At 72.3% G+C, this 18,021-nt stretch carries 17 protein-coding genes and 1 tRNA gene; 11 read left to right on the plus strand and 7 right to left on the minus strand.

Going from position 1 to position 18,021, the window contains the following annotated elements:
• From HMPREF0731_RS14830 to HMPREF0731_RS14860, 7 genes are all read left to right on the plus strand, one after another.
• On the plus strand, nt 1–2,786 hold a 2,786-nt coding region (locus HMPREF0731_RS14830), incomplete at its 5' end, for a formate dehydrogenase subunit alpha (protein ID WP_007004973.1).
• 28 nt (nt 2,787–2,814) lie between these two features.
• Nucleotides 2,815–3,402: a formate dehydrogenase FDH3 subunit beta gene (gene fdh3B, locus HMPREF0731_RS14835; protein ID WP_478212667.1), complete on the plus strand. Its 588-nt coding sequence runs from the start codon at nt 2,815–2,817 to the stop codon at nt 3,400–3,402.
• 2 nt (nt 3,403–3,404) lie between these two features.
• Nucleotides 3,405–4,640 (plus strand): formate dehydrogenase subunit gamma, encoded by a 1,236-nt coding sequence (locus HMPREF0731_RS14840; RefSeq protein ID WP_083854531.1) that lies wholly within the window; start codon nt 3,405–3,407, stop codon nt 4,638–4,640.
• A gap of 107 nt (nt 4,641–4,747) precedes the next feature.
• Nucleotides 4,748–5,248 (plus strand): molybdopterin-guanine dinucleotide biosynthesis protein B, encoded by a 501-nt coding sequence (mobB, locus tag HMPREF0731_RS14845; RefSeq protein ID WP_007004976.1) that lies wholly within the window; start codon nt 4,748–4,750, stop codon nt 5,246–5,248.
• Nucleotides 5,236–6,492, plus strand: coding sequence for a molybdopterin molybdotransferase MoeA (locus HMPREF0731_RS14850; RefSeq protein WP_007004977.1), 1,257 nt, complete (start codon nt 5,236–5,238; stop codon nt 6,490–6,492). The genes mobB and HMPREF0731_RS14850 overlap by 13 nt, the downstream gene beginning before the upstream one ends.
• An 86-nt stretch (nt 6,493–6,578) precedes the next feature.
• Nucleotides 6,579–6,899: a heme-degrading protein HmuQ gene (gene hmuQ / locus HMPREF0731_RS14855; RefSeq protein WP_040613398.1), complete on the plus strand. Its 321-nt coding sequence runs from the start codon at nt 6,579–6,581 to the stop codon at nt 6,897–6,899.
• A 140-nt stretch (nt 6,900–7,039) separates the two neighbouring features.
• Nucleotides 7,040–7,366: a hypothetical protein gene (locus tag HMPREF0731_RS14860; protein ID WP_040613400.1), complete on the plus strand. Its 327-nt coding sequence runs from the start codon at nt 7,040–7,042 to the stop codon at nt 7,364–7,366.
• A gap of 97 nt (nt 7,367–7,463) precedes the next feature.
• On the opposite strand, the gene HMPREF0731_RS14865 is transcribed toward HMPREF0731_RS14860, so the two are convergent.
• Both HMPREF0731_RS14865 and HMPREF0731_RS14870 read right to left on the minus strand, forming a co-directional pair.
• Nucleotides 7,464–8,372 carry a LysR family transcriptional regulator gene (locus tag HMPREF0731_RS14865; protein WP_007004980.1) on the minus strand — a complete coding sequence of 303 codons (909 nt, stop codon included), beginning with the start codon at nt 8,370–8,372 and terminating at the stop codon, nt 7,464–7,466.
• Nucleotides 8,373–8,592: 220 nt separating this feature from the next.
• On the minus strand, nt 8,593–9,645 hold the full coding sequence (locus HMPREF0731_RS14870) for an HWE histidine kinase domain-containing protein (protein ID WP_007004981.1): 1,053 nt from the start codon (nt 9,643–9,645) through the stop codon (nt 8,593–8,595).
• 337 nt (nt 9,646–9,982) lie between these two features.
• On the opposite strand from HMPREF0731_RS14870, the gene HMPREF0731_RS14875 reads away from it, so the two are divergent.
• Together HMPREF0731_RS14875 and HMPREF0731_RS14880 are read left to right on the plus strand one after the other, a co-directional pair.
• Complete coding sequence (locus tag HMPREF0731_RS14875) at nt 9,983–10,705, plus strand: Crp/Fnr family transcriptional regulator (protein ID WP_007004982.1); 723 nt, start codon at nt 9,983–9,985, stop codon at nt 10,703–10,705.
• A 153-nt stretch (nt 10,706–10,858) separates the two neighbouring features.
• Nucleotides 10,859–10,930, plus strand: a tRNA-Thr gene (locus HMPREF0731_RS14880).
• On the opposite strand, the gene HMPREF0731_RS14885 is transcribed toward HMPREF0731_RS14880, so the two are convergent.
• The gene (locus HMPREF0731_RS14885) at nt 10,921–11,469 is read right to left on the minus strand and encodes a metallophosphoesterase (RefSeq protein ID WP_040613538.1); all 549 of its coding nucleotides are present in this window, start codon (nt 11,467–11,469) and stop codon (nt 10,921–10,923) included. The two genes, HMPREF0731_RS14880 and HMPREF0731_RS14885, sit on opposite strands and share 10 nt — an antisense overlap.
• A complete protein-coding gene (locus tag HMPREF0731_RS14890) occupies nt 11,459–12,178 on the minus strand; it encodes a phosphatase PAP2 family protein (protein ID WP_169312301.1) in 720 nt (239 codons plus the stop codon). The genes HMPREF0731_RS14885 and HMPREF0731_RS14890 overlap by 11 nt, the downstream gene beginning before the upstream one ends.
• Nucleotides 12,179–12,346: 168 nt before the next feature.
• On the opposite strand from HMPREF0731_RS14890, the gene HMPREF0731_RS14895 reads away from it, so the two are divergent.
• Both HMPREF0731_RS14895 and HMPREF0731_RS14900 read left to right on the plus strand, forming a co-directional pair.
• Nucleotides 12,347–13,264, plus strand: coding sequence for a lipid kinase (locus HMPREF0731_RS14895; RefSeq protein WP_007004984.1), 918 nt, complete (start codon nt 12,347–12,349; stop codon nt 13,262–13,264).
• Nucleotides 13,265–13,321: 57 nt separating this feature from the next.
• Nucleotides 13,322–13,837, plus strand: a complete 516-nt coding sequence (locus tag HMPREF0731_RS14900) for a hypothetical protein (protein ID WP_007004985.1) — start codon at nt 13,322–13,324, stop codon at nt 13,835–13,837.
• A 129-nt stretch (nt 13,838–13,966) separates the two neighbouring features.
• On the opposite strand, the gene HMPREF0731_RS14905 is transcribed toward HMPREF0731_RS14900, so the two are convergent.
• The 3 genes from HMPREF0731_RS14905 to HMPREF0731_RS14915 all read right to left on the minus strand — a co-directional run.
• Entirely contained in the window at nt 13,967–14,419 is a 453-nt protein-coding gene (locus HMPREF0731_RS14905; protein ID WP_007004986.1) for a GNAT family N-acetyltransferase, read from the minus strand.
• Nucleotides 14,416–15,843 carry a metalloprotease TldD gene (tldD, locus tag HMPREF0731_RS14910; protein WP_007004987.1) on the minus strand — a complete coding sequence of 476 codons (1,428 nt, stop codon included), beginning with the start codon at nt 15,841–15,843 and terminating at the stop codon, nt 14,416–14,418. The genes HMPREF0731_RS14905 and tldD overlap by 4 nt, the downstream gene beginning before the upstream one ends.
• A partial coding sequence (locus HMPREF0731_RS14915) for a PAS domain-containing protein (protein WP_007004988.1) occupies nt 15,840–18,021 on the minus strand: 2,182 nt, incomplete at its 5' end. The genes tldD and HMPREF0731_RS14915, both read right to left, overlap by 4 nt.

An 18,021-nucleotide genomic window follows, 5' to 3' on the forward strand; every position in this document is an offset into this window, starting at 1 on the left:
GGCTCTCGGGCGCCGGCCTCGCCGCGCTGGGCGGGCTCGGCCTGACCGCCGCCCGCCCGGCCGAGGCCGGCCCGACTGATTTCAGCCGCCCCATCCAGCGCATCAAGAACATCTGCACCCATTGCTCGGTCGGCTGCACCGTCACCGCCGAGGTGCAGAACGGCGTCTGGGTCGGGCAGGAGCCCTCCTGGGAGAGCCCGATCAACCGCGGCACGCATTGCGCCAAGGGTGCGAGCGTGCGCGAGCTGGTGCATGGCGACCGCCGCCTGAAATACCCGCTGAAGATGGTCAACGGGCAGTGGCAGCGCCTGTCCTGGGAGCAGGCGATCAACGAGATCGGCGACAAGCTGCTCGACATCCGCCAGAAATCCGGCCCCGATTCGGTGTTCTGGCTGGGCAGCGCCAAGTTCTCGAACGAGGGCGCCTATCTGTTCCGCAAGTTCGCCGCCTTCTGGGGCACCAACACGGTGGACCACCAGGCGCGCATCTGCCACTCGACCACCGTCGCGGGTGTGGCCAACACCTGGGGCTATGGCGCGCAGACCAACAGCTACAACGACATCCGCAACGCCCGCACCATGATCATCATGGGCGGCAACCCGGCGGAGGCGCATCCGGTCTCGCTGCAGCACGTGCTGTCGGGCAAGGAGATCAACCGGGCGAACCTGATCGTCATCGATCCGCGCTTCACCCGCACCGCCGCCCACGCCACCGAATATGTGCGCATCCGCCCGGGCACCGACATCCCCATCATCTGGGGCCTGCTCTGGCACATCTTCGAGAATGGCTGGGAGGACAAGGAGTTCATCCAGCAGCGCGTCTACGGCATGGACGATGTCCGCCGCGAGGTCGCCAAGTGGAACCCGGCCGAGGTCGAGCGCGTCACCGGCGTGCCGGGTGAGCAGCTGAAGAAGGTGGCGCAGATCTTCGCCACCCAGAAGCCCTCGACGCTGATCTGGTGCATGGGCGCCACGCAGAAGACGGTCGGCACCGCCAATGTGCGCGCCTACTCGATCCTGCTGCTGGCCACCGGCAATGTCGGCAAGCCGGGCACCGGCGCCAACATCTTCCGCGGCCATTGCAACGTGCAGGGCGCGACCGATTTCGGCCTCGATGTCACGACGCTGCCCGCCTATTACGGGCTGGACGAGGCCGCCTGGCGCCATTGGTGCCGGGTCTGGGATGTCGACTACACCTGGATGCAGGGCCGCTTCGCCAGCAAGGCGCTGATGGAGACGCCGGGCATCCCGACCACGCGCTGGTTCGACGCCGTGCTGCTGCCCAAGGACCAGGTGCAGCAGCCCGACACGGTGAAGGCGATGATGGTGGTGGGCCATGGCGGCAACACCGTCACCCGCATGCCGGAGGCGGTGAAGGGCCTGGAGAAGCTCGACCTGCTGGTGGTGGCCGACCCGCACCCGACCAGCTTCGCCAGCATGTCGAACCGCCGCGACAACACCTACCTGCTGCCGATGTGCACGCAGTTCGAGGCGACGGGCAGCCGCTCCGCCTCGAACCGCTCGATCCAGTGGGGCGAGCAGGTCGTCAACCCGATCTTCGAATCGAAGAACGACTACGAGATGATGTATCGCCTGGCGGAGAAGCTCGGCTTCGCGCAGGAGATGTTCAAGGGCATCGAGGTGCGCGGCAAGGTGCCGGTGGCCGAGAGCATCACCCGCGAGTTCAACCGCGGCGCCATCTCCACCGGCTATTCCGGCCAGTCGCCGGAGCGGCTGAAGCTGCACATGCAGCACCAGGCGGATTTCGACCTGGTGACGCTGCGCGGCCGCCCCGGCACCCCGGTCGCCGGCGAGTATTACGGCCTGCCCTGGCCCTGCTGGGGCACGCCGGAGATGAAGCACCCCGGCACGCACATCCTCTACAACACCGGGCTGCATGTGAAGGAAGGCGGCGGCACCTTCCGCGCCCGCTGGGGCGTGGAGCGCGAGGGCAAGACCCTGCTGGCCGAGGGCAGCTACTCCAAGGATTCCGAGCTGCAGGACGGCTATCCGGAATTCACCGTCGCGGTGCTGAAGCGGCTCGGCTGGTATGACGAGCTGACCGACCGCGAGAAGGAGATCATCGCCCGCGTCGGCGGCGAGAATGTCGACCGGGTGAGCTGGGCGACCGACCTCTCCTTCGGCATCATCCGCGTGGCGCTGAACCATGGCTGCATCCCCTACGGGAACGGCAAGGCGCGCGCCAATGCCTGGAACCTGCCCGACCCGGTGCCGGTGCACCGCGAGCCGATCTACACCCCGCGCACCGACCTGATCGCGCAGTACCCGACGCTGCCGGACCGGCGCGGCTTCCGCCTGCCGCATCTGGGGCAGAGCGTGCAGGCGCGCAGCAACACCGTGGCGCGCGACTTCCCGATCGTGCTGACCTCCGGCCGCCTGGTCGAATACGAGGGCGGCGGCGAGGAGACGCGCTCCAACAAGTGGCTGGCCGAGCTGCAGCAGGACATGTTCGTCGAGATCAACACGGCGGACGCCGAGGCGCGCGGCATCAAGGATGGCCAGTATGTCTGGGTCGATGGCCCGGAAAGCTCCGCCAAGGCGCGGATGAAGGCGCTGGTGACCGACCGTGTCGGCCGTGGCGTCGCCTTCATGCCGTTCCATTTCGGCGGCTGGTTCATGGGCGAGGATCGCCGCAAATACTATCCCGCCGGCACCGACCCGATCGTGCTGGGCGAGAGCGTCAACACGCTGACCACCTACGGCTATGACCCGGTGACCTTCATGCAGGAAACCAAGGTCACGCTGTGCCAGATCCGCGCGGCCTGAGCGGGGAGGAACCAGAACAATGGCCCGGATGAAGTTCCTCTGTGACAGCGACCGTTGCATCGAGTGCAACGCCTGCGTCACCGCCTGCAAGAACGAGCACGAGGTGCCCTGGGGCATCAACCGCCGGCGCGTCGTCACCATCAATGACGGCAAGCCGGGGGAGCGCTCGATCTCCATGGCCTGCATGCACTGCACCGACGCGCCCTGCGCCGCGGTCTGCCCGGTCTCGTGCTTCTACACGACGGCGGATGCCATCGTGCTGCACGACAAGGATCTGTGCATCGGCTGCGGCTACTGCTTCTACGCCTGCCCCTTCGGCGCGCCGCAATATCCGCGCGTCGGCAATTTCGGCGGGCGCGGCAAGATGGACAAGTGCACCTACTGCGCCGGCGGCCCGCAGGCCGACAACACGGCCGCCGAATACGCGCAGTATGGCGCCAACCGCATCGCCGAGGGCAAGCTGCCGCTCTGCGCCGAGATGTGCTCGACCAAGGCGCTGCTGGCCGGCGATGGCGACATCATCGCCAGCATCTATCGCGAGCGGGTGCAGAAGCGCGGCTATGGCTCGGGCGCCTGGGGCTGGCGCACCGCGTATCGCGAAACGGTGGGGGCGTGAGCATGCGGACCCTTCTTCTGGCCGCCGCGGCGGCGCTGCCGCTGCTGGCGGCGCCGGGCGGCGCCGGCTTCGCCCAGAGCCCGGCGCAGCAGGCGACGCCCGCCAATCCCGGCCAGCAGGGCCAGGCGAATGGCGCCGGCCCGGCGCGCGGCGCGCCCGAGGTGCAGGCCCCGGTGCCGGAGACGCAGAATGCCGGCGAGAACCGGCAGCGCGCCATGCCGAACAGCACGGAGCCCGGCACCCCCACCGGCACGCCGGCCGCGCCGCAGCCCCGCGTGGCGCCGGCGCCGGCGCAGGCGGTCCCGGCGCCGATGCCCTTCGGCGACCGCAACCAGCTCTCGGCCGAGGAGCTGGAGCTGCAGCGCGCCCTGACCGGCGGCCGCATCGCCGGCCGTGTCAGCATCCCCGATGCGAAGGCGGGCGACCTGATCCAGCCGGCCGGGCGGGAGTGGCGTGATTTCCACAACCGCACCCTGGTCTGGATCGGCGCCGTCGCCATCCTGGGCATGCTGGCGGTGCTGGTGCTGTTCTACCTGGTGCGCGGCAAGATCCGGCTGCAGCATGGCTGGTCGGGCCGCACCATGCTGCGCTTCACCTTCGTCGAGCGCATGGCGCACTGGATGACGGCGGGCACCTTCATCGTGCTGGGCCTGTCGGGGCTGAACCTGACCTTCGGCCGGCACCTGCTGCTGCCGCTGATCGGGCCGGAGGCGTTCACCGCCGTGTCGATGTGGGGCAAGGTGGCGCACAACTTCCTGGCCTTCCCCTTCACCCTCGGCCTGGTGCTGCTGCTGCTGCTCTGGGCGAAGGACAACATCCCGAACCGGCTGGACCTGCAATGGGTGCTGCAGGGGGGCGGGCTGATCGGCAACAAGCACCCGCAGGCGGGCCGCTTCAATGCCGGCCAGAAGAGCGTGTTCTGGATGACCGTCCTGGGCGGCGGCGTGGTGGCGGCCAGCGGCTATGTGCTGGTCTTCCCCTTCACCGTGACGGACATCGCCGGCCAGCAGCTCAGCCACATCGTGCATGGCGTGCTGGCGCTGCTGATGTTCGCCGCCATGCTGGGCCATATCTATATCGGCACCATCGGCATGGAGGGCGCCTTCGACGCGATGGGCAGCGGCCAGGTCGACTACAACTGGGCGCGCGAGCATCACGGCCTGTGGGTGGACCAGGAGCTGGAGAAGGCGCACCGCGTGGCGCATCCGCCCGGCACCAGCCCGGCCGGCGCGGACTGACCGCCGGCCGCCAGCGGCGGCCGGCCCTGACAGGAAAAAGATGGGGGGTCCGGGGGAATTCATTCCCCCGGCCTTTTTTTATCCCGCTCCCCCGATAAGGTGCCTGGATGCGCGTGATCGGACTGGCCGGCTGGAGTGGTGCCGGCAAGACAACCCTGCTGACCCGCCTGCTGCCCTGGCTGACCGCCCAGGGCCTGCGCGTCTCCACGCTGAAGCATGCGCATCACCGTTTCGACGTGGACCAGCCTGGCAAGGACAGCCATGCGCATCGCGAGGCCGGGGCGCATCAGGTGCTGGTCGCCTCGGCGAATCGCTGGGCGCTGATGACCGAGCTGCGCGGCGCCCCGGAACCCGGCCTGGCGGAGCTGCTGTCGCACCTCTCCCCGGTGGATCTGGTGATCGTGGAGGGCTTCAAGCGCGACACGCATCCGAAGCTGGAGGTGTTCCGCGCCGCCAATGGCAAGCCCTGGCTGCACCCGGAGGATGCGGCGATCCGCGCCGTGGCCGCCGATGCGCCGCCGCCCGGCGGCCTGCCCTTGGCCGGGCTGGACGAGATTCCGGCGATCGGCGCCCTGGTGCTGGAGCATGCGGCGCCATGGCCCAGCTGAGCGATGACTGCTTCGCCTTCGGTGGCGCGCTGCTCTCGGTCGAGGCCGCGGCGGCGCTGATCGCCGAGCGGGTGCCGCCCCTGCCGGGCGCGGAGAGCGTGCCGCTGACCGCCGCGCGCGGCCGCATCCTGGCCGAGGATCTGCGCGCGCCGCAGCCCTTGCCGCCCTTCTTCAACAGCGCGGTGGATGGCTATGCCTTCCGCCATGCCGATCTCGACCCCTCCGGCGAGACAAGGCTGCGCCTGGCCTTCCGGCTGGCGGCCGGCCAGGCGGCGTCCGAGCCGCTCCTCCCTGGCACCGCCTGCCGCATCCTGACCGGCGCGCCGATGCCGCCCGGGGCGGACACGGTGATGATGCAGGAGGATGCGCGGCTGGAGGATGCCTTCCTGCTGCTGCCCCCCGGCCTGAAGCATGGCGCCAATTGCCGCCCGGCCGGGGAGGACGTGGCCGAGGGCGCGCTGGCCCTGCCGGCGGGGCGGGTGCTGGACGCGCCGGCCATCGGCTTGGCCGCCGCGCTGGGCCAGGCGGTGCTGAGCGTGCGGCGGCGGCCGCGCATCGGCGTGTTCAGCACGGGGGACGAGCTGGCGGCGCCGGGCACCCCGCTCGGCCCGGCGCAGACCTATGACAGCAACCGTTTCTCGCTGCTGGCGCTGCTGGGCGGGCTGCCGGTGCAGGCGGTGGATCTCGGCATCCTGCCCGACCGCGCGGGGGCGACCGATGCGGCGCTGCGCGCGGCGGCGGCCGAGCATGACATGCTGCTGACCTCCGGCGGCGTCTCGGCCGGGGAGGAGGACCATGTGCGCGCCGCCATCCAGGCGGCGGGGTCGCTGGTGTTCTGGCGGCTGGCGCTGAAGCCGGGGCGGCCGGCGGCGCTGGGGGTGGTCGGCGGCACGCCGGTGCTGGGGCTGCCGGGCAATCCGGTGGCCAGCTTCGTCACCTTCCTGCATCTGGCGCGGCCGTTGGTGCTGCAGCTCTGCGGCGCGGCGCCTTCGCCGCTGCCGCGCTTCGTGGCGGAGGCGGGCTTCGCCTACCGCAAGAAGGCCGGGCGGCGGGAATATGTGCGGGTGCGGCTGGCGCCCCCGGCGGAGGGCGGGCTGCCGCTGGCCGCCAAGTATCCGCGGGAGGGGGCGGGGCTGCTCTCCTCGCTGACCGGCAGCGACGCCTTCGCCGAGCTGCCGGAGGCGGCGACCGGGGTGGCGCCCGGTGAGCGTATCACCATCCTGCCCTTCGCCGGGCTGTTCTAGGGCGGTTTCGCGCCGCCCGTTTGTTGAGAACCCCTCGCAAAACCGCGCGGGCGGCCTATCCTTGTCGGGCAAGCAAGGAGATGCCCATGTTCATCGCCATGAACCGCTTCCAGGTCATCCAGGGGGCCGAGGCGGAGTTCGAGCAGGTCTGGACCAGCCGCGACTCGCATCTGCACACGGTGCCGGGCTTCGTCGAGTTCCACCTGCTGCGCGGCCCGGCGCGGGAGGACCACACGCTCTACTCCTCCCACACCATCTGGCGCAGCAAGGCGGATTTCGAGGCCTGGACCCAATCCGAGGCGTTCCGCGCGGCGCATCGCGGCGCCGGGCAGAGCAAGCCGCTCTATCTCGGCCCGCCGCAATTCGAGGGGTTCGAGGTGATCCAGACGGTCGGCAAGGCGGGGTGAGACCGGGCGGGGCGCGGCGGGTTTCATCATCCTGGATGATGATAGCCATTCGAAATCCCAGCTTCGAAAAGATGGATCAGGCGCCTATCTGTCTCCTCGACGGCGGGACGAACCCCGCCACCGAGAACAGGAGACCGACCATGATCCAGCTGAACGCCTTCCGCGCCCTGACCCTCGCCGCCGGGCTGATGGTGGCGCTGCCGGGCCTCGCCGCCGCCCGCGACCTGGCGGAGAACGCCAACAATGGCGCCACCAGCAGCCCGGCCGCCTATGCCATGCAGGTGACGCAGCCCCGCGATGCCATGGTCCTGCCGGAGAGCGTGGGCAACAACGCCCAGGCCGATGGCAACCCGCTGGCGGCGCCGGCCCCGCTGACCCTGGCGCATGAGGGCAGCCACCTGCCGCGCCCGGTGGGCAACTCGGCCAATGCCTTTGGCGGCTTCGGCACCGGCCCGGTGGGTGGCTGACCGGGCGGCTGAGACGCCGGGCGGGCCACCGCCCCGTCACCGAGAAAGCAGGCCGGCGGAGCGATCCGCCGGTCTTTCTTCTGTCCGCCCCGGCGGCTCAGCCGGTGCTGGGCGGCGACCATTCCTCCAGCGCCTGGCGCAGCCGCGCCGCCAGCCAGCGCCCGGCCAGGCCGGGCGGGCGGCCGCGCTCATGCACCAGGTGCAGCGGCAGGGTCAGGCCCTCCTGCTCCTCCAGCCGCAGCCGGCACAGCCTTCCCTCGGCGATCAGCCGCGCCACCATGTGCTCGGGCATGTTGCACCAGCCGAAGCCGGCCAGCAGGAATTGCAGCCGCGTGTTGAGGTCGGCGAAGCGCCAGGTGCGCGGGCTGAGCACGCCGCGCCCGGGGCCGCCGCGCGGCGAGCCGTCGGTCAGCACCAGCTGCACATGCTCGGCCAGGGCGGCGCGGGGCAGGGGGGCCGGCAGCTCGGCCAGCGGGTGCCCGCGCGCGACCACCGGCACCAGCCGCACCTCCATCAGCAGCGTGGCCTCGAGATCGGTGACCGCCCGCTCCACCGGATAGATCGCCATCTGCACCGTGCCGTCGCGCAGATGCCGCTCCGGCGCGTCGATGCCCTCGGTCAGCAGGGTGACGGGCAGCTGCGGGAATTCATTGCCGAGCGCGCGCAGCGCGGCCAGGGCGGGGGGCAGGGGCAGCAGCGGGTTGACGGCGATGCTCAGCTCCGGCTCCAGCCCGCCGGCGATGCCCTCGGCGCGGGCGCGCAGCAGCTCGGCCGATTTCAGCAGGCGGCGCGCCTCCTCCAGCATGGCCTGGCCGGCCTCGGTCAGGCGCGGCAGCTTGGTGCGGCGGTCGAACAGCTTCAGCCGCAGATGCCCCTCCAGCGCCTGGATGCTCTGGCTGACCGCCGATTGCGCGCGGCCCAGCCGCCGCGCCGCCGCCGAGAAGCCGCCGGCATCGGCCACCGTGACCAGCACGCGCAGCTGGTCGAGGGTCAGGGGGTCGCTCATGCATCACCTGCGCCGATCATTCTTCCCGCCCCAACCGGCCTGGCCGCAATGGGTTCGGCGCCCCTCCACCCGTTCGACGGGGCGCCCGGCGCGGCGCCACCTTACGCGAGAGGGCAGCCATGGCCCAGAGCATGGCGTGAGCGCGGCCTCCCTTTCCCGCCCCGCCCGGCTCTCCGCCCGCCTGCTGCCCGCGCGTCGGCGGCCGGCCCTGGCGCTGGCCCTACCCGGCGGCGGTGGCGCCGAAGGGGAGGCGCAGGCGGCATGCCAGCCCCTCCGGCCGGTAGTCCAGCGTGACCTCGCCCTCCAGCCGCGGCGCCAGCTCGTGCTCCAGCAGCCGCGAGCCGAAGCCGCGCCGCCAGGGCCGGCGCACCGGCGGGCCGCCCCGCTCGCGCCACAGGATGACAAGCTGCCGCGCGCCATCGGCCGCCTGTTGCAGGTTCCAGGCGATCTCGACGCTGCCCGTGGGAACCGACAGGGCGCCATGCCTGGCCGCGTTGGTGGCCAGCTCGTGCAGGGCGAGGTGCAGCATCTGCACCACCGGCGCCGGCAGCCGCAGCGGCGGGCCGTCCATCGCCACGCGGCCGGGGCCGTCGTAAGGGGCGAGGGCGCGCTGCACGAGCGCCGACAGCGGCGCGCCCCCGCCGCCCTCGCCGGCCAGCAGGGTCTGGGAGTCCGCCAGCGCCACCAGGCGCTGCTCCAGCGCCCGCTGCACCACCGCCGGCACCCCGGCCTGGCGCAGCGTCTGCATCGCCACCGCCTGGGCCGCGGACAGGACATTCTTGATCCGGTGCGCGGCCTCGGCCAGCAGCAGGGCGCGGCGCTCCGCCTCGGCATGGGTGTCGGTGTTGTCGCGCAGCAGGTTCAGGAAGCCCTCCGGCTGGCCCTGGCCGTCGAGCAGCCGCATCATCAGCCCGCTGGCCCAGAAGCGGCTGCCGTCACGCCGCAGATGCCAGCGCTCATTCACGGCGCGGCCCTCCTCCATGGCGCGGCACAATTCGCGCAGGAAGGTGCCGGCGGCGCGGTCCTCGGCGGTGAAGAACAGCTCGCCCGAGCGGCCCAGGATCTCCGCCTCCTCATAGCCCAGAATGGCGCGGGCGCCCGCGTTCCAGCCCGTCACCCGGCCCTCGAGGTCGAGCGTGACGATGGCATGGTGCGTGGCCCCGTCCAGCACCTGGCGCAGCCGCGCGGCGGCGGCGCGGAGCGCCGGCTGCTCCGTCTCCGCCACGCGTGGCGGGCGCCGGAAGGCGCGGCGGGCCCGGCTGCCGCCAGCCATGCCTGATCCCTCCCTCGATGGCGTCATGTCGCTGCGCTCCTGGCTGCCTGAGGGGGGCGTTCTGCGCCAGGAGGGGGAGGTGCTCCGTCCGTTACCATACGGAGCTTTGCCGGAATCGGGCGGGTTCCCCGCGTCGCACGGCCATGTGATGGCATGGCCGCGCCTGGCCGATCCGGCCCGGGCCGGCGGCCGCGCCGTGGCCTGGCTTCCGCCGCCGGCCAGGCTTGCCGGGATGTCCGGCCACCCCATCTCTCCATCATCGCCCGCAGGTCTTCCGGCGCGGGCGGCTGGAAGAGGACAGGGCTTTCGCCGGTCCCCCGTTCCAGGACACGCCGCCATGGCTTCGGCCCCCGCCTCCCCCCCGCCGCCGCGCAACCGCCTGCTGGCCAGCCTTCCCCCCGAGGATCTGGCGCGGCTCTGGCCGCAGCTGGAGCCGGTCGAGTACAAGCTGCGGCACCTGCTGCTGCAGCCCGAGGCGCCGATCACCGCGGTGCATTTTCCCGAAAGCGGCTGGGTCTCGATGGTGCTGCTGCTGGCCGACGGCAAATCGGCCGAGGTCGGCATGGTCGGGCCGGACGGCATGGTGGGCCTGCCGCTGCTGCTCGGCAGCGATGTCAGCGGGGTGGAATCCATGGTGCAGGCGCCGGGGCCCATGCTGCGGCTGAGCGCGGCCAATCTGCGCGCCGCCCTGGCGGACAGCCCGACGCTGCGCCCGGCGCTGCTGCGCTACATGCTGTCCTTCCATCAGCAGGTGACGCAGACCGCCGCCTGCAACGGGCACCACGCGCTGGACCAGCGCCTGGCGCGCTGGCTGCTGATGGCGCAGGACCGGGCCGGCAGCGACGAGTTCCCGATGACGCAGGAATTCCTGGCGCTGATGCTCTGCGTCCACCGCCCCGGCGTCACCGTGGCGGCGCGGCTGTTCCAGCAGGCCGGGCTGATCCGCTATGAGCGCGGCCAGATGACCGTCACCGACCGCGCCGGGCTCGAGGCCGCGTCCTGCGAATGCTACAGCGCCGTGCGGCGCTATTGCGAGCGGGTGGAGGGCGCCGCCGGCTGACGCGCGCGGCCTCCGGCCGTGCCGTCGCCTCTGGACTTTTCCGCGCCTGCGCGGCATCTCGGACGGGTCCGGCCCCTGCGGCCGGGCGGCGCGCCCGGGTCCGATCCCGCCGGGCGCCCCGAGGGCCGGTCCGGTTGCCGGATCCGGGCGTCGGCCGGGTTAGCACAGCGGTAGTGCAGCGGTTTTGTAAACCGAAGGTCGGGGGTTCGATCCCCTCACCCGGCATGTCCCTCCGGCTGCGGCCGGGCCGGGCGGCCCCGCCGCGCCAGGATCTCCGCCAGCGTCACCGGCCGGAACGCCCACGCATCCACCCCGACATCGCATTGCCGCGCCAGGGGCTTCAGCCGGCCATGGCTGTGGCCGTGCAGGTTGAGCCAGCCCTTGCCCATGTTGCGCCAGCTGCGGAAGGGGTAGTGGCCCAGCACCAGGCCGCGCCCCTCCACCGTGATCTCGGCATAGTCCCGCACGCTGGCCCAGCCGGGCCAGGCACGCAGGGCCTCCCCGTCATTGTTGCCGGCGAGCAGGTGCTTGCGCCCGTGCAGCCCTTGCAGCAGCGCCGCCACGGCCGCCGGCGCCGGGCCGAGCGCGACATCGCCCAGGTGCCACACCTCGTCCCCCGGCGCGACCACGGCGTTCCAGCGCGCGACCATCGCCGCATCCATCGCCGCCACCGATTCGAAGGGGCGGCGATACAGGCCGCGCGCCCCGCCATGGCCGAAATGCGTGTCGGCGGTGAAGAACAGGCGCGGCGCCTCAGCCGGCATGGCCCGCCCCGGCGGCGGCGCGGCCGCGCCAGGCCAGGATCAGCCGCAGCGCCAGCCAGCAGCCCATCGCCCAGGCGGCGCCCAGGCACCAGCCGGCCAGCACGTCGGTCGGCCAGTGGACGCCGAGATAGACGCGGCTGCCGCCCACCAGCAGGGTCAGCAGCATCGCCGCGCCCATGACATAGAGCTTCAGCCGCCGCCGCGGCGTGACGCCGGCCAGCAGCGTGCCCAGCGTCAGGTAGCAGGCGGCCGAGAGCATGGCGTGGCCGGAGGGGAAGCTCGCCGTGTGTACCTCCACCAGATGCGACACCAGCTCCGGCCGCGGCCGGTCGAAGCCGAGCTTCAGCAGCCCGTTCAGCGCCGTCGCGCCGCCGAAGGACAGCACCAGCAGCAGCGCCGAGAGGCCCTTGCGCAGCAGCAGGATATAGCCCAGCGCCAGCGCCCCGATCAGCATCAGCACCGCGTGGCTGCCCAGGCTGGTGAAGTCGCGCATCATGATCTCGAGCCAGAAGGGCCCGATCGGGTTGGCGGTGTCGGCCGGGTCGCGCAGCGCCAGCAGCACCGCGCGGTCGAAGCCATGCGTGTCGCCCTCCAGCGCCTCGTCCACCAGGGCGGCGAAGCCGAGCAGCGCGCCGGCGCAGCCCAGCAGCGCCGCCAGCATGACCAGCTGCGCCCAGCTGAAACCGCGCAGCCTGTCCCGCCAATCCATGGCATCCTCCTTCCGCATCCAACCGCGACGCGGCCATGCAGCACAGACGCCGCCCCCCGGCCAGGGTTGCCGCCACGCATCCCGCCCGGCCCCTGGCGCGTTCTGCGCCGGGCACGACCGGGGTCGGGGCCGCAGGACGCGGGCGCCACAGGCAGAAAAGGATCACGCATGGCCGGGGCCGAGGCGCCGTTCGCGCTCGTCATCGTCAACCGCCAGGCGCGCAATGGCGGCAGCGCCATCGACGCCGCGCTGGACGTGCTGCGCCGCGCCGGCTGGCGGCTGGAGGAGCATCGCTGCACGCCGGAGGAGCGCGCCGCGGCGGTGATCGCCCGCCGCGCGGCGGAGGGTTTCTCGGCGGTCATTCTGGGCGGCGGCGACGGCACGCTCAACGCCGCCGCGCCGGCGCTGATGGAAACGCGGCTGCCCTTCGGCATCCTGCCGCTCGGCACCGCCAACGACCTGGCGCGCAGCCTGGAGATCCCGCCCGACCCGGTGGCGGCGGCGCGCATCATCGCCGCCGGGCAGACGCGGCCGATCGACCTCGGCGAGGTCAATGGCCTGCCCTATTTCAACGTCGCCAGCATCGGCTTCAGCGCCGAGCTGGCCCGCCGCCTCGGGCGCGACGACAAGAAGCGCTGGGGCAAGCTCGGCTACGCCCTGGCGGCCTTCCGGCTGCTGCGCCAGCTGCGGCCCTTCACCGCCTGGCTGGAGCATGACGGCACCACCGAGCGGGTGCGCACCATCCAGGTCTCGGTCGGCAATGGCCGCCACTATGGCGGCGGCATGACGGTGGAGAGCACCGCCCGCCCGGATGACGGCAAGCTCGACGTCTACAGCCTGGAGATCGACCATTGGTGGCGGCTGCTGGCGCTGCTGCCCTCGCTGCGGCGGGGCACGCAGGGGCAGTGGCGCGATGTGCGCGCCTTCCCCACCACCGCCTGCGCGGTGGTGACGCGGCGCCGCATGCCGGTGAACACCGATGGCGAGATCAACACCCACACCCCGGCCCGCTTCCGGCTGCTGCCGGCGGCGGTGCGGGTTTTCGTCCCGCCCGTCGGCGAGGCTTCAGCCAGCGGCAACCCTTGAAAAGATGAACGCGTTGTCATTTTTATCGAAGGTCGCATATCGAGACAGGAGACACGCATGAGCCAGCCCATCGCCACCGAGCGCCGCCTGCTGACCGGCCCGGAATTCGAGGTGGTGTCGCGCAGCCATTACCCCGTGCTGTGCGGGCTGGAGCGGCCGGCGCTGGTCGAGCTGGCGCGGCTGCTGCGCGACTATCACGGCAAGGCGCGGGACGTGGCGCGGGAGCGCCGCCGCGCCCAGCGCGGCAAGGCCGAGCCGCGTGGCACCAACCCCGATGTTGCGCCGGACGGGCTGACCCGCAAGAAGCAGGTCTTCGCCTCGGCGCTGAAGCGGGTGAACAAGGAGCTGTCGCGCCAGAACGCGGCGCCGGAGCCGGAGAGCCAGGGCGAGAACGCCCGCCGCGCCCTGGCGATGAAGCGCGCCGCCCGCATGCACCGCCACCCGAGCCGCCGCACCGCGCGCCTTGGCATGAACCCGGTGGAAAGCCAGGCCGTGCCCGGCACCATCGACCCGCGCCAGGTGGGCAGCGTGTCGCAGCAGGTGCGCAATCATCAGGGCAAGAAGGACAGCTAAAGGAAAAGGGTTCTTTTTTGTAAAAAAGAACCAAAAAACTTTTGCCAGTGGGCGTCCCGCTTAAAGCCTGAAGCGGGACGCCAAACTGAAAAAGTCTTTTTGCTTCTTTTTCTTCAGAAAAAGAAGATCTTACGCTTTGATCGCTTCCAATTTTGCCTGGAAGAACACCCGGTCGAAGCCCTCGTCATGCCGCCGCGCCACCTCGGTGAAGCCGAGCCGCGGATAGAGCGCCAGATTCCCCGCCATGGCCGCATTGGTCAGCAGCCGCAGCTCCGGCAGGCCGAGGCGCTGCGCCTCCGCCACCGCGAAGCGGATCAGCCGCCGCCCCAGGCCGCGCCCCTGGGCCTCGGGCGCCACCGCGATATTGTCCAGCCAGAGGTGATCCGCCCGCCGCTCCAGCACCAGCAGCGCGAGGAGGCCGCCCGCGTCCCAGACCCAGGCCTCGTTGGCGGCGATGCGCGCGGCGTAGTCGTCATCCATCGGCGCCGGGCGGCGGCCGATGAGGGGCAGGTAGGGCGCGTAGGCGCGCTCCGCCAGCGCGGCCAGGGCAGGGGCCTCGGCCGGGCGGGCGGGGCGGATCAAACCGCGGTGCCGCCGATGGTCAGGCCGGTCATCTTCAGCGTCGGCTGGCCGACGCCCACCGGCACGCCCTGGCCCTGCTTGCCGCAGGTGCCGATGCCGGGGTCCAGCGCCATGTCGTTCCCGATCATGCTGACCCGCGTCAGCGCCTCCGGCCCGTTGCCGATCAGCATGGCGCCCTTCACCGGCGCGCCGATCCTGCCATCCTCGACCAGATAGGCCTCGGACATCGAGAAGACGAACTTGCCGCTGGTGATGTCCACCTGCCCGCCGCCGAAATTCACGCCCAGGATGCCGCGCTTCACGCTGCGCAGGATCTCCTCCGGGTGGTGCCGCCCGCCCAGCATGACGGTGTTGGTCATGCGCGGCATCGGCGCGTGGGCGTGGCTCTGGCGGCGGCCATTGCCGGTGGCGGCCACGTTCATCAGCCGGGCGTTCTGCCGGTCCTGCAGGAAGCCCACCAGGATGCCGTCCTCGATCAGCGTGGTGCGGCCGGAGGGTGTGCCCTCGTCATCCACGGTCAGGCTGCCGCGCCGGTCGGGGAGGGTGCCGTCATCGACGACGGTGACGCCCGGGGCGGCGATGCGGCTGCCCAGCAGCCCGGCGAAGGCCGAGGTCTTCTTGCGGTTGAAATCCCCCTCCAGCCCGTGGCCGATCGCCTCGTGCAGCAGGATGCCGGGCCAGCCGGGGCCGAGCACCACCTCCATCTCCCCGGCGGGGGCGGGGATGGCGTCGAGGTTCAGCAGCGCCTGGCGCAGCGCCTCCTCCACCGCGCCCTTCCAGCTCGCCTCGCCGGTGACGCGGGCATAGCCGTGGCGGCCGCCCATGCCGTGGCTGCCGCTCTCCCGCCGGCCATTCTGCTCGACCACGATGGTGACGTTGAGCCGCACCAGCGGGCGCAGGTCGGCCACCCGGCCGCCATCGGCGCGCAGGATCTGCACCGCCTGCCAGGTGCCGGAGAGGCTGGCCATCACCTGGGTCACGCGCGGGTCGCGGGCGCGGGCATAGGCGTCGATCTCGGCCAGCAGCGCGGTCTTGGCGGGGAATTCCATCGCCGAGAGCGGGTTGCCGGCCTCGTAGAGCCGCGCATTGGTGGCGCGCGGCGCCGCCTGCAGCGTGCCGGAGCGCCCGGCCGAGACGGCGCGCACCGTGGCGGCGGCGCGGGCCAGGGCGGCGTCGGTGATCTCGCCGCCATGGGCGTAGCCGGCGGCCTCGCCGGCGACGGCGCGCAGGCCGAAGCCGCGGCTGGCGTCGAAGCTGGCGCTGCGGATGCGGCCATCGTCGAGGCTGATCGCCTCGCTCTCCACATATTCCAGGAACAGCTCGCCATCCTCGGCGCCGGCCAGCGCCTCGCGCAGCCGGGCGGTGGCCTGCTCCGGGGCCAGTTCGCGGTAGAACAGACGGTCGGTGGTCTCCAGCGCGCTCATGCCGTCGGCTCCTGGTCGGGGTGGGCGGGGGAAGGGGTGGCGGGGGCCAGGCGCAGCCGGGCGAGGGTGCCCTCGCCGCGCCGGCTCTCCAGCGCCAGCGTGGCGCCCATGGACTGGGCCAGGGCGCGCGCCAGGTAGAGGCCGAGGCCGGAGCCGCCATAGCGCCGCGCATGGCTGGTTTCCAGCTGCACGAAGGGCTCGAAGGCGCGCTCGAGCTGGCCGGGCTCGATGCCGATGCCGCTGTCGCGCACCCGGATCTCGACGGCGCCGCCGGGCAGCGCCTCGGCCTCCAGCGCGACCTCGCCGCCGGCGGGGGTGAACTTCACCGCGTTGGAGAGCAGGTTCAGCAGCACCTGGCGCAGCCGCCGCTCCTCGGCGCGGGCGCGCGGCAGATCGGCCGGCGGCGGCGCCAGGGTGAGGGTGATGCCGGCGGCCTCGGCGCTCTGCCGCATCAGCCGCGCGGCGCCCTCCAGCACGCTGGGCAGGTAGAGGGCGCGGGTCTCCACCCGCACCGTGCCGGCGCCGGCCTTGGCGACCTCCAGGATCTCGTCGATCAGTGCCAGCAGGTGGCGCCCGGCATCGTGGATGGCGGTGGCGAATTCGGCGGTGTCGGGGCCGGAGGGATCGGCGGCCAGCGCCTCGGAGAAGCCGATCACCGCGTTCAGCGGCGTGCGCAGCTCGTGGCTCATCGTCGCCAGGAAGCGGTTCTTGGCGGCGTTGGCCTCCTCGGCCACGGCGCGGGCGCGCTCCAGCTCGGCGCGCGCCCGGCGCTCCTCGGTGACGTCGGTATAGACCCGCACATGGCCGCCATCCGGCGTCGGGTCGGTGCTCATCTCGATCACCTGGCCATTCGGCCGGGTGCGCAGGAAGTGGTCGAGCTTCAGCCCGGGCTCCAGGCTGATCTCCTCGTAATAGCCCTCCGCGTCGGCGCCCTGGCCGAACTCGCCGCGCTCGTATTGCAGGCGGCGCAGGGTCTGCAGCGGGGTGCCGGGGGCCATCTCCTCCGGCGCCAGCCCGATCATCCGCGCCGCCAGGGCGTTGGCCACCACCACGCGGTGCTGGCGGTCGAACAGGCAGACGCCCTGGCGCATGGAATCGACCATCGCCTGCAGCAGCGCGGCGCGCTGGCGGGCGGCCTCCTCCGCCTGGTGCAGCGCGGTGATGTCGCTGACCACCGAGATGTGGCCGCCATCCGGCAGCGGCGCGGTCAGGCCGCTGATCGCGGTGCCGTCATGCCGCACCCGCTTGTGGGCGGGGCGGGCGAAATCGAGCTGCCGGCGGTAGATGGCCTCCAGCGCCTCGTCATCGGCGAAGCCGGCCATGGCGCGGCGGCAGATCTCGCGCAGATGCTCGCCGGGCCGGGAAGCCGCCTCCGGCATCAGCCGGTCATAGGCGGCGTTGGCCATGCGCAGCCGCTGGTCGGCGCCATAGACGCAGACGCCGTGCGGCAGCGCCGCCAGCACCCCGTCCAGCAGCGCGGCGCGGCGCTTGGCCTCGTTCTCCGCCGCGCGCAGCGAGGTGACATCCTCGAGCGTGACCAGGAAGCCGCCCTCGGGCATGGGGATGCTGGCGAAGCGGATGCTGCGGCCATCCTGGCGCTGGCGCATCCCCTCATGCCGCCGGTTGCGGTCGAAGCCCAGGCGGTCGGCGAAGATCTGCAGGTCGTCCGGCCCCATCGGCTGGTGGCGCTGGATCAGCGCCACCACCTCGGCCAGGTGCAGGCCGGGGCGCAGCGTGCCGGGCGGCAGCAGCAGCAGCGTCTCGTAGGTGTCGTTGAACAGGCGCAGCCGGTGCCCGGCATCATAGAGGCCGAAGCCGGCGGGCAGGCGGCGCAGCGCCTCGTGCAGCTCGCGCAGCCGCTGCATCAGCGCCGCCTCCTGCTGGCGCGGCGCGGTCTGCTCGGTGGCGACGCAGACCCAGCCGCCGCCGGGCAGCGGGTTGGAGGCGATGTCGAACCAGCGCCCATCCTCGGCGCGCAGGCTGCGCCGCTGCGGCTGGGCGCGGTCGATCGCCTGCGCGCTGCGGGCCAGTTCCTCGGGATCGCCGGGGCCGTAGAGGCCGCGGAAGGCCAGCAGGCGGAACAGCTCGGCCATCGGCCGGCCGGCCAGGGCGGTGTCCGGCGGCAGGCCCAGCATGGCCAGCAGCGCCGCGTTGACCAGCGCCACCCGGCCCGCCGCA

This window comes from Pseudoroseomonas cervicalis ATCC 49957 (genome assembly GCF_000164635.1).
Lineage (GTDB): Bacteria > Pseudomonadota > Alphaproteobacteria > Acetobacterales > Acetobacteraceae > Pseudoroseomonas > Pseudoroseomonas cervicalis.

Coding starts and splice junctions, on each gene's coding strand:
- HMPREF0731_RS14850 (WP_007004977.1), top strand. CDS start 5,236: ATGGCCCAGCTGAGCGATGACTGCTTCGCCTTCGGTGGCGCGCTGCTC.
- HMPREF0731_RS14875 (WP_007004982.1), top strand. CDS start 9,983: ATGGCTTCGGCCCCCGCCTCCCCCCCGCCGCCGCGCAACCGCCTGCTG.
- HMPREF0731_RS14865 (WP_007004980.1), bottom strand. CDS start 8,372: ATGAGCGACCCCCTGACCCTCGACCAGCTGCGCGTGCTGGTCACGGTG.
- HMPREF0731_RS14885 (WP_040613538.1), bottom strand. CDS start 11,469: ATGCCGGCTGAGGCGCCGCGCCTGTTCTTCACCGCCGACACGCATTTC.
- HMPREF0731_RS14895 (WP_007004984.1), top strand. CDS start 12,347: ATGGCCGGGGCCGAGGCGCCGTTCGCGCTCGTCATCGTCAACCGCCAG.
- HMPREF0731_RS14870 (WP_007004981.1), bottom strand. CDS start 9,645: ATGGCTGGCGGCAGCCGGGCCCGCCGCGCCTTCCGGCGCCCGCCACGC.
- tldD (WP_007004987.1), bottom strand. CDS start 15,843: ATGAGCGCGCTGGAGACCACCGACCGTCTGTTCTACCGCGAACTGGCC.
- HMPREF0731_RS14860 (WP_040613400.1), top strand. CDS start 7,040: ATGATCCAGCTGAACGCCTTCCGCGCCCTGACCCTCGCCGCCGGGCTG.
- HMPREF0731_RS14890 (WP_169312301.1), bottom strand. CDS start 12,178: ATGGATTGGCGGGACAGGCTGCGCGGTTTCAGCTGGGCGCAGCTGGTC.
- HMPREF0731_RS14900 (WP_007004985.1), top strand. CDS start 13,322: ATGAGCCAGCCCATCGCCACCGAGCGCCGCCTGCTGACCGGCCCGGAA.
- fdh3B (WP_478212667.1), top strand. CDS start 2,815: ATGAAGTTCCTCTGTGACAGCGACCGTTGCATCGAGTGCAACGCCTGC.
- mobB (WP_007004976.1), top strand. CDS start 4,748: ATGCGCGTGATCGGACTGGCCGGCTGGAGTGGTGCCGGCAAGACAACC.
- HMPREF0731_RS14840 (WP_083854531.1), top strand. CDS start 3,405: ATGCGGACCCTTCTTCTGGCCGCCGCGGCGGCGCTGCCGCTGCTGGCG.
- hmuQ (WP_040613398.1), top strand. CDS start 6,579: ATGTTCATCGCCATGAACCGCTTCCAGGTCATCCAGGGGGCCGAGGCG.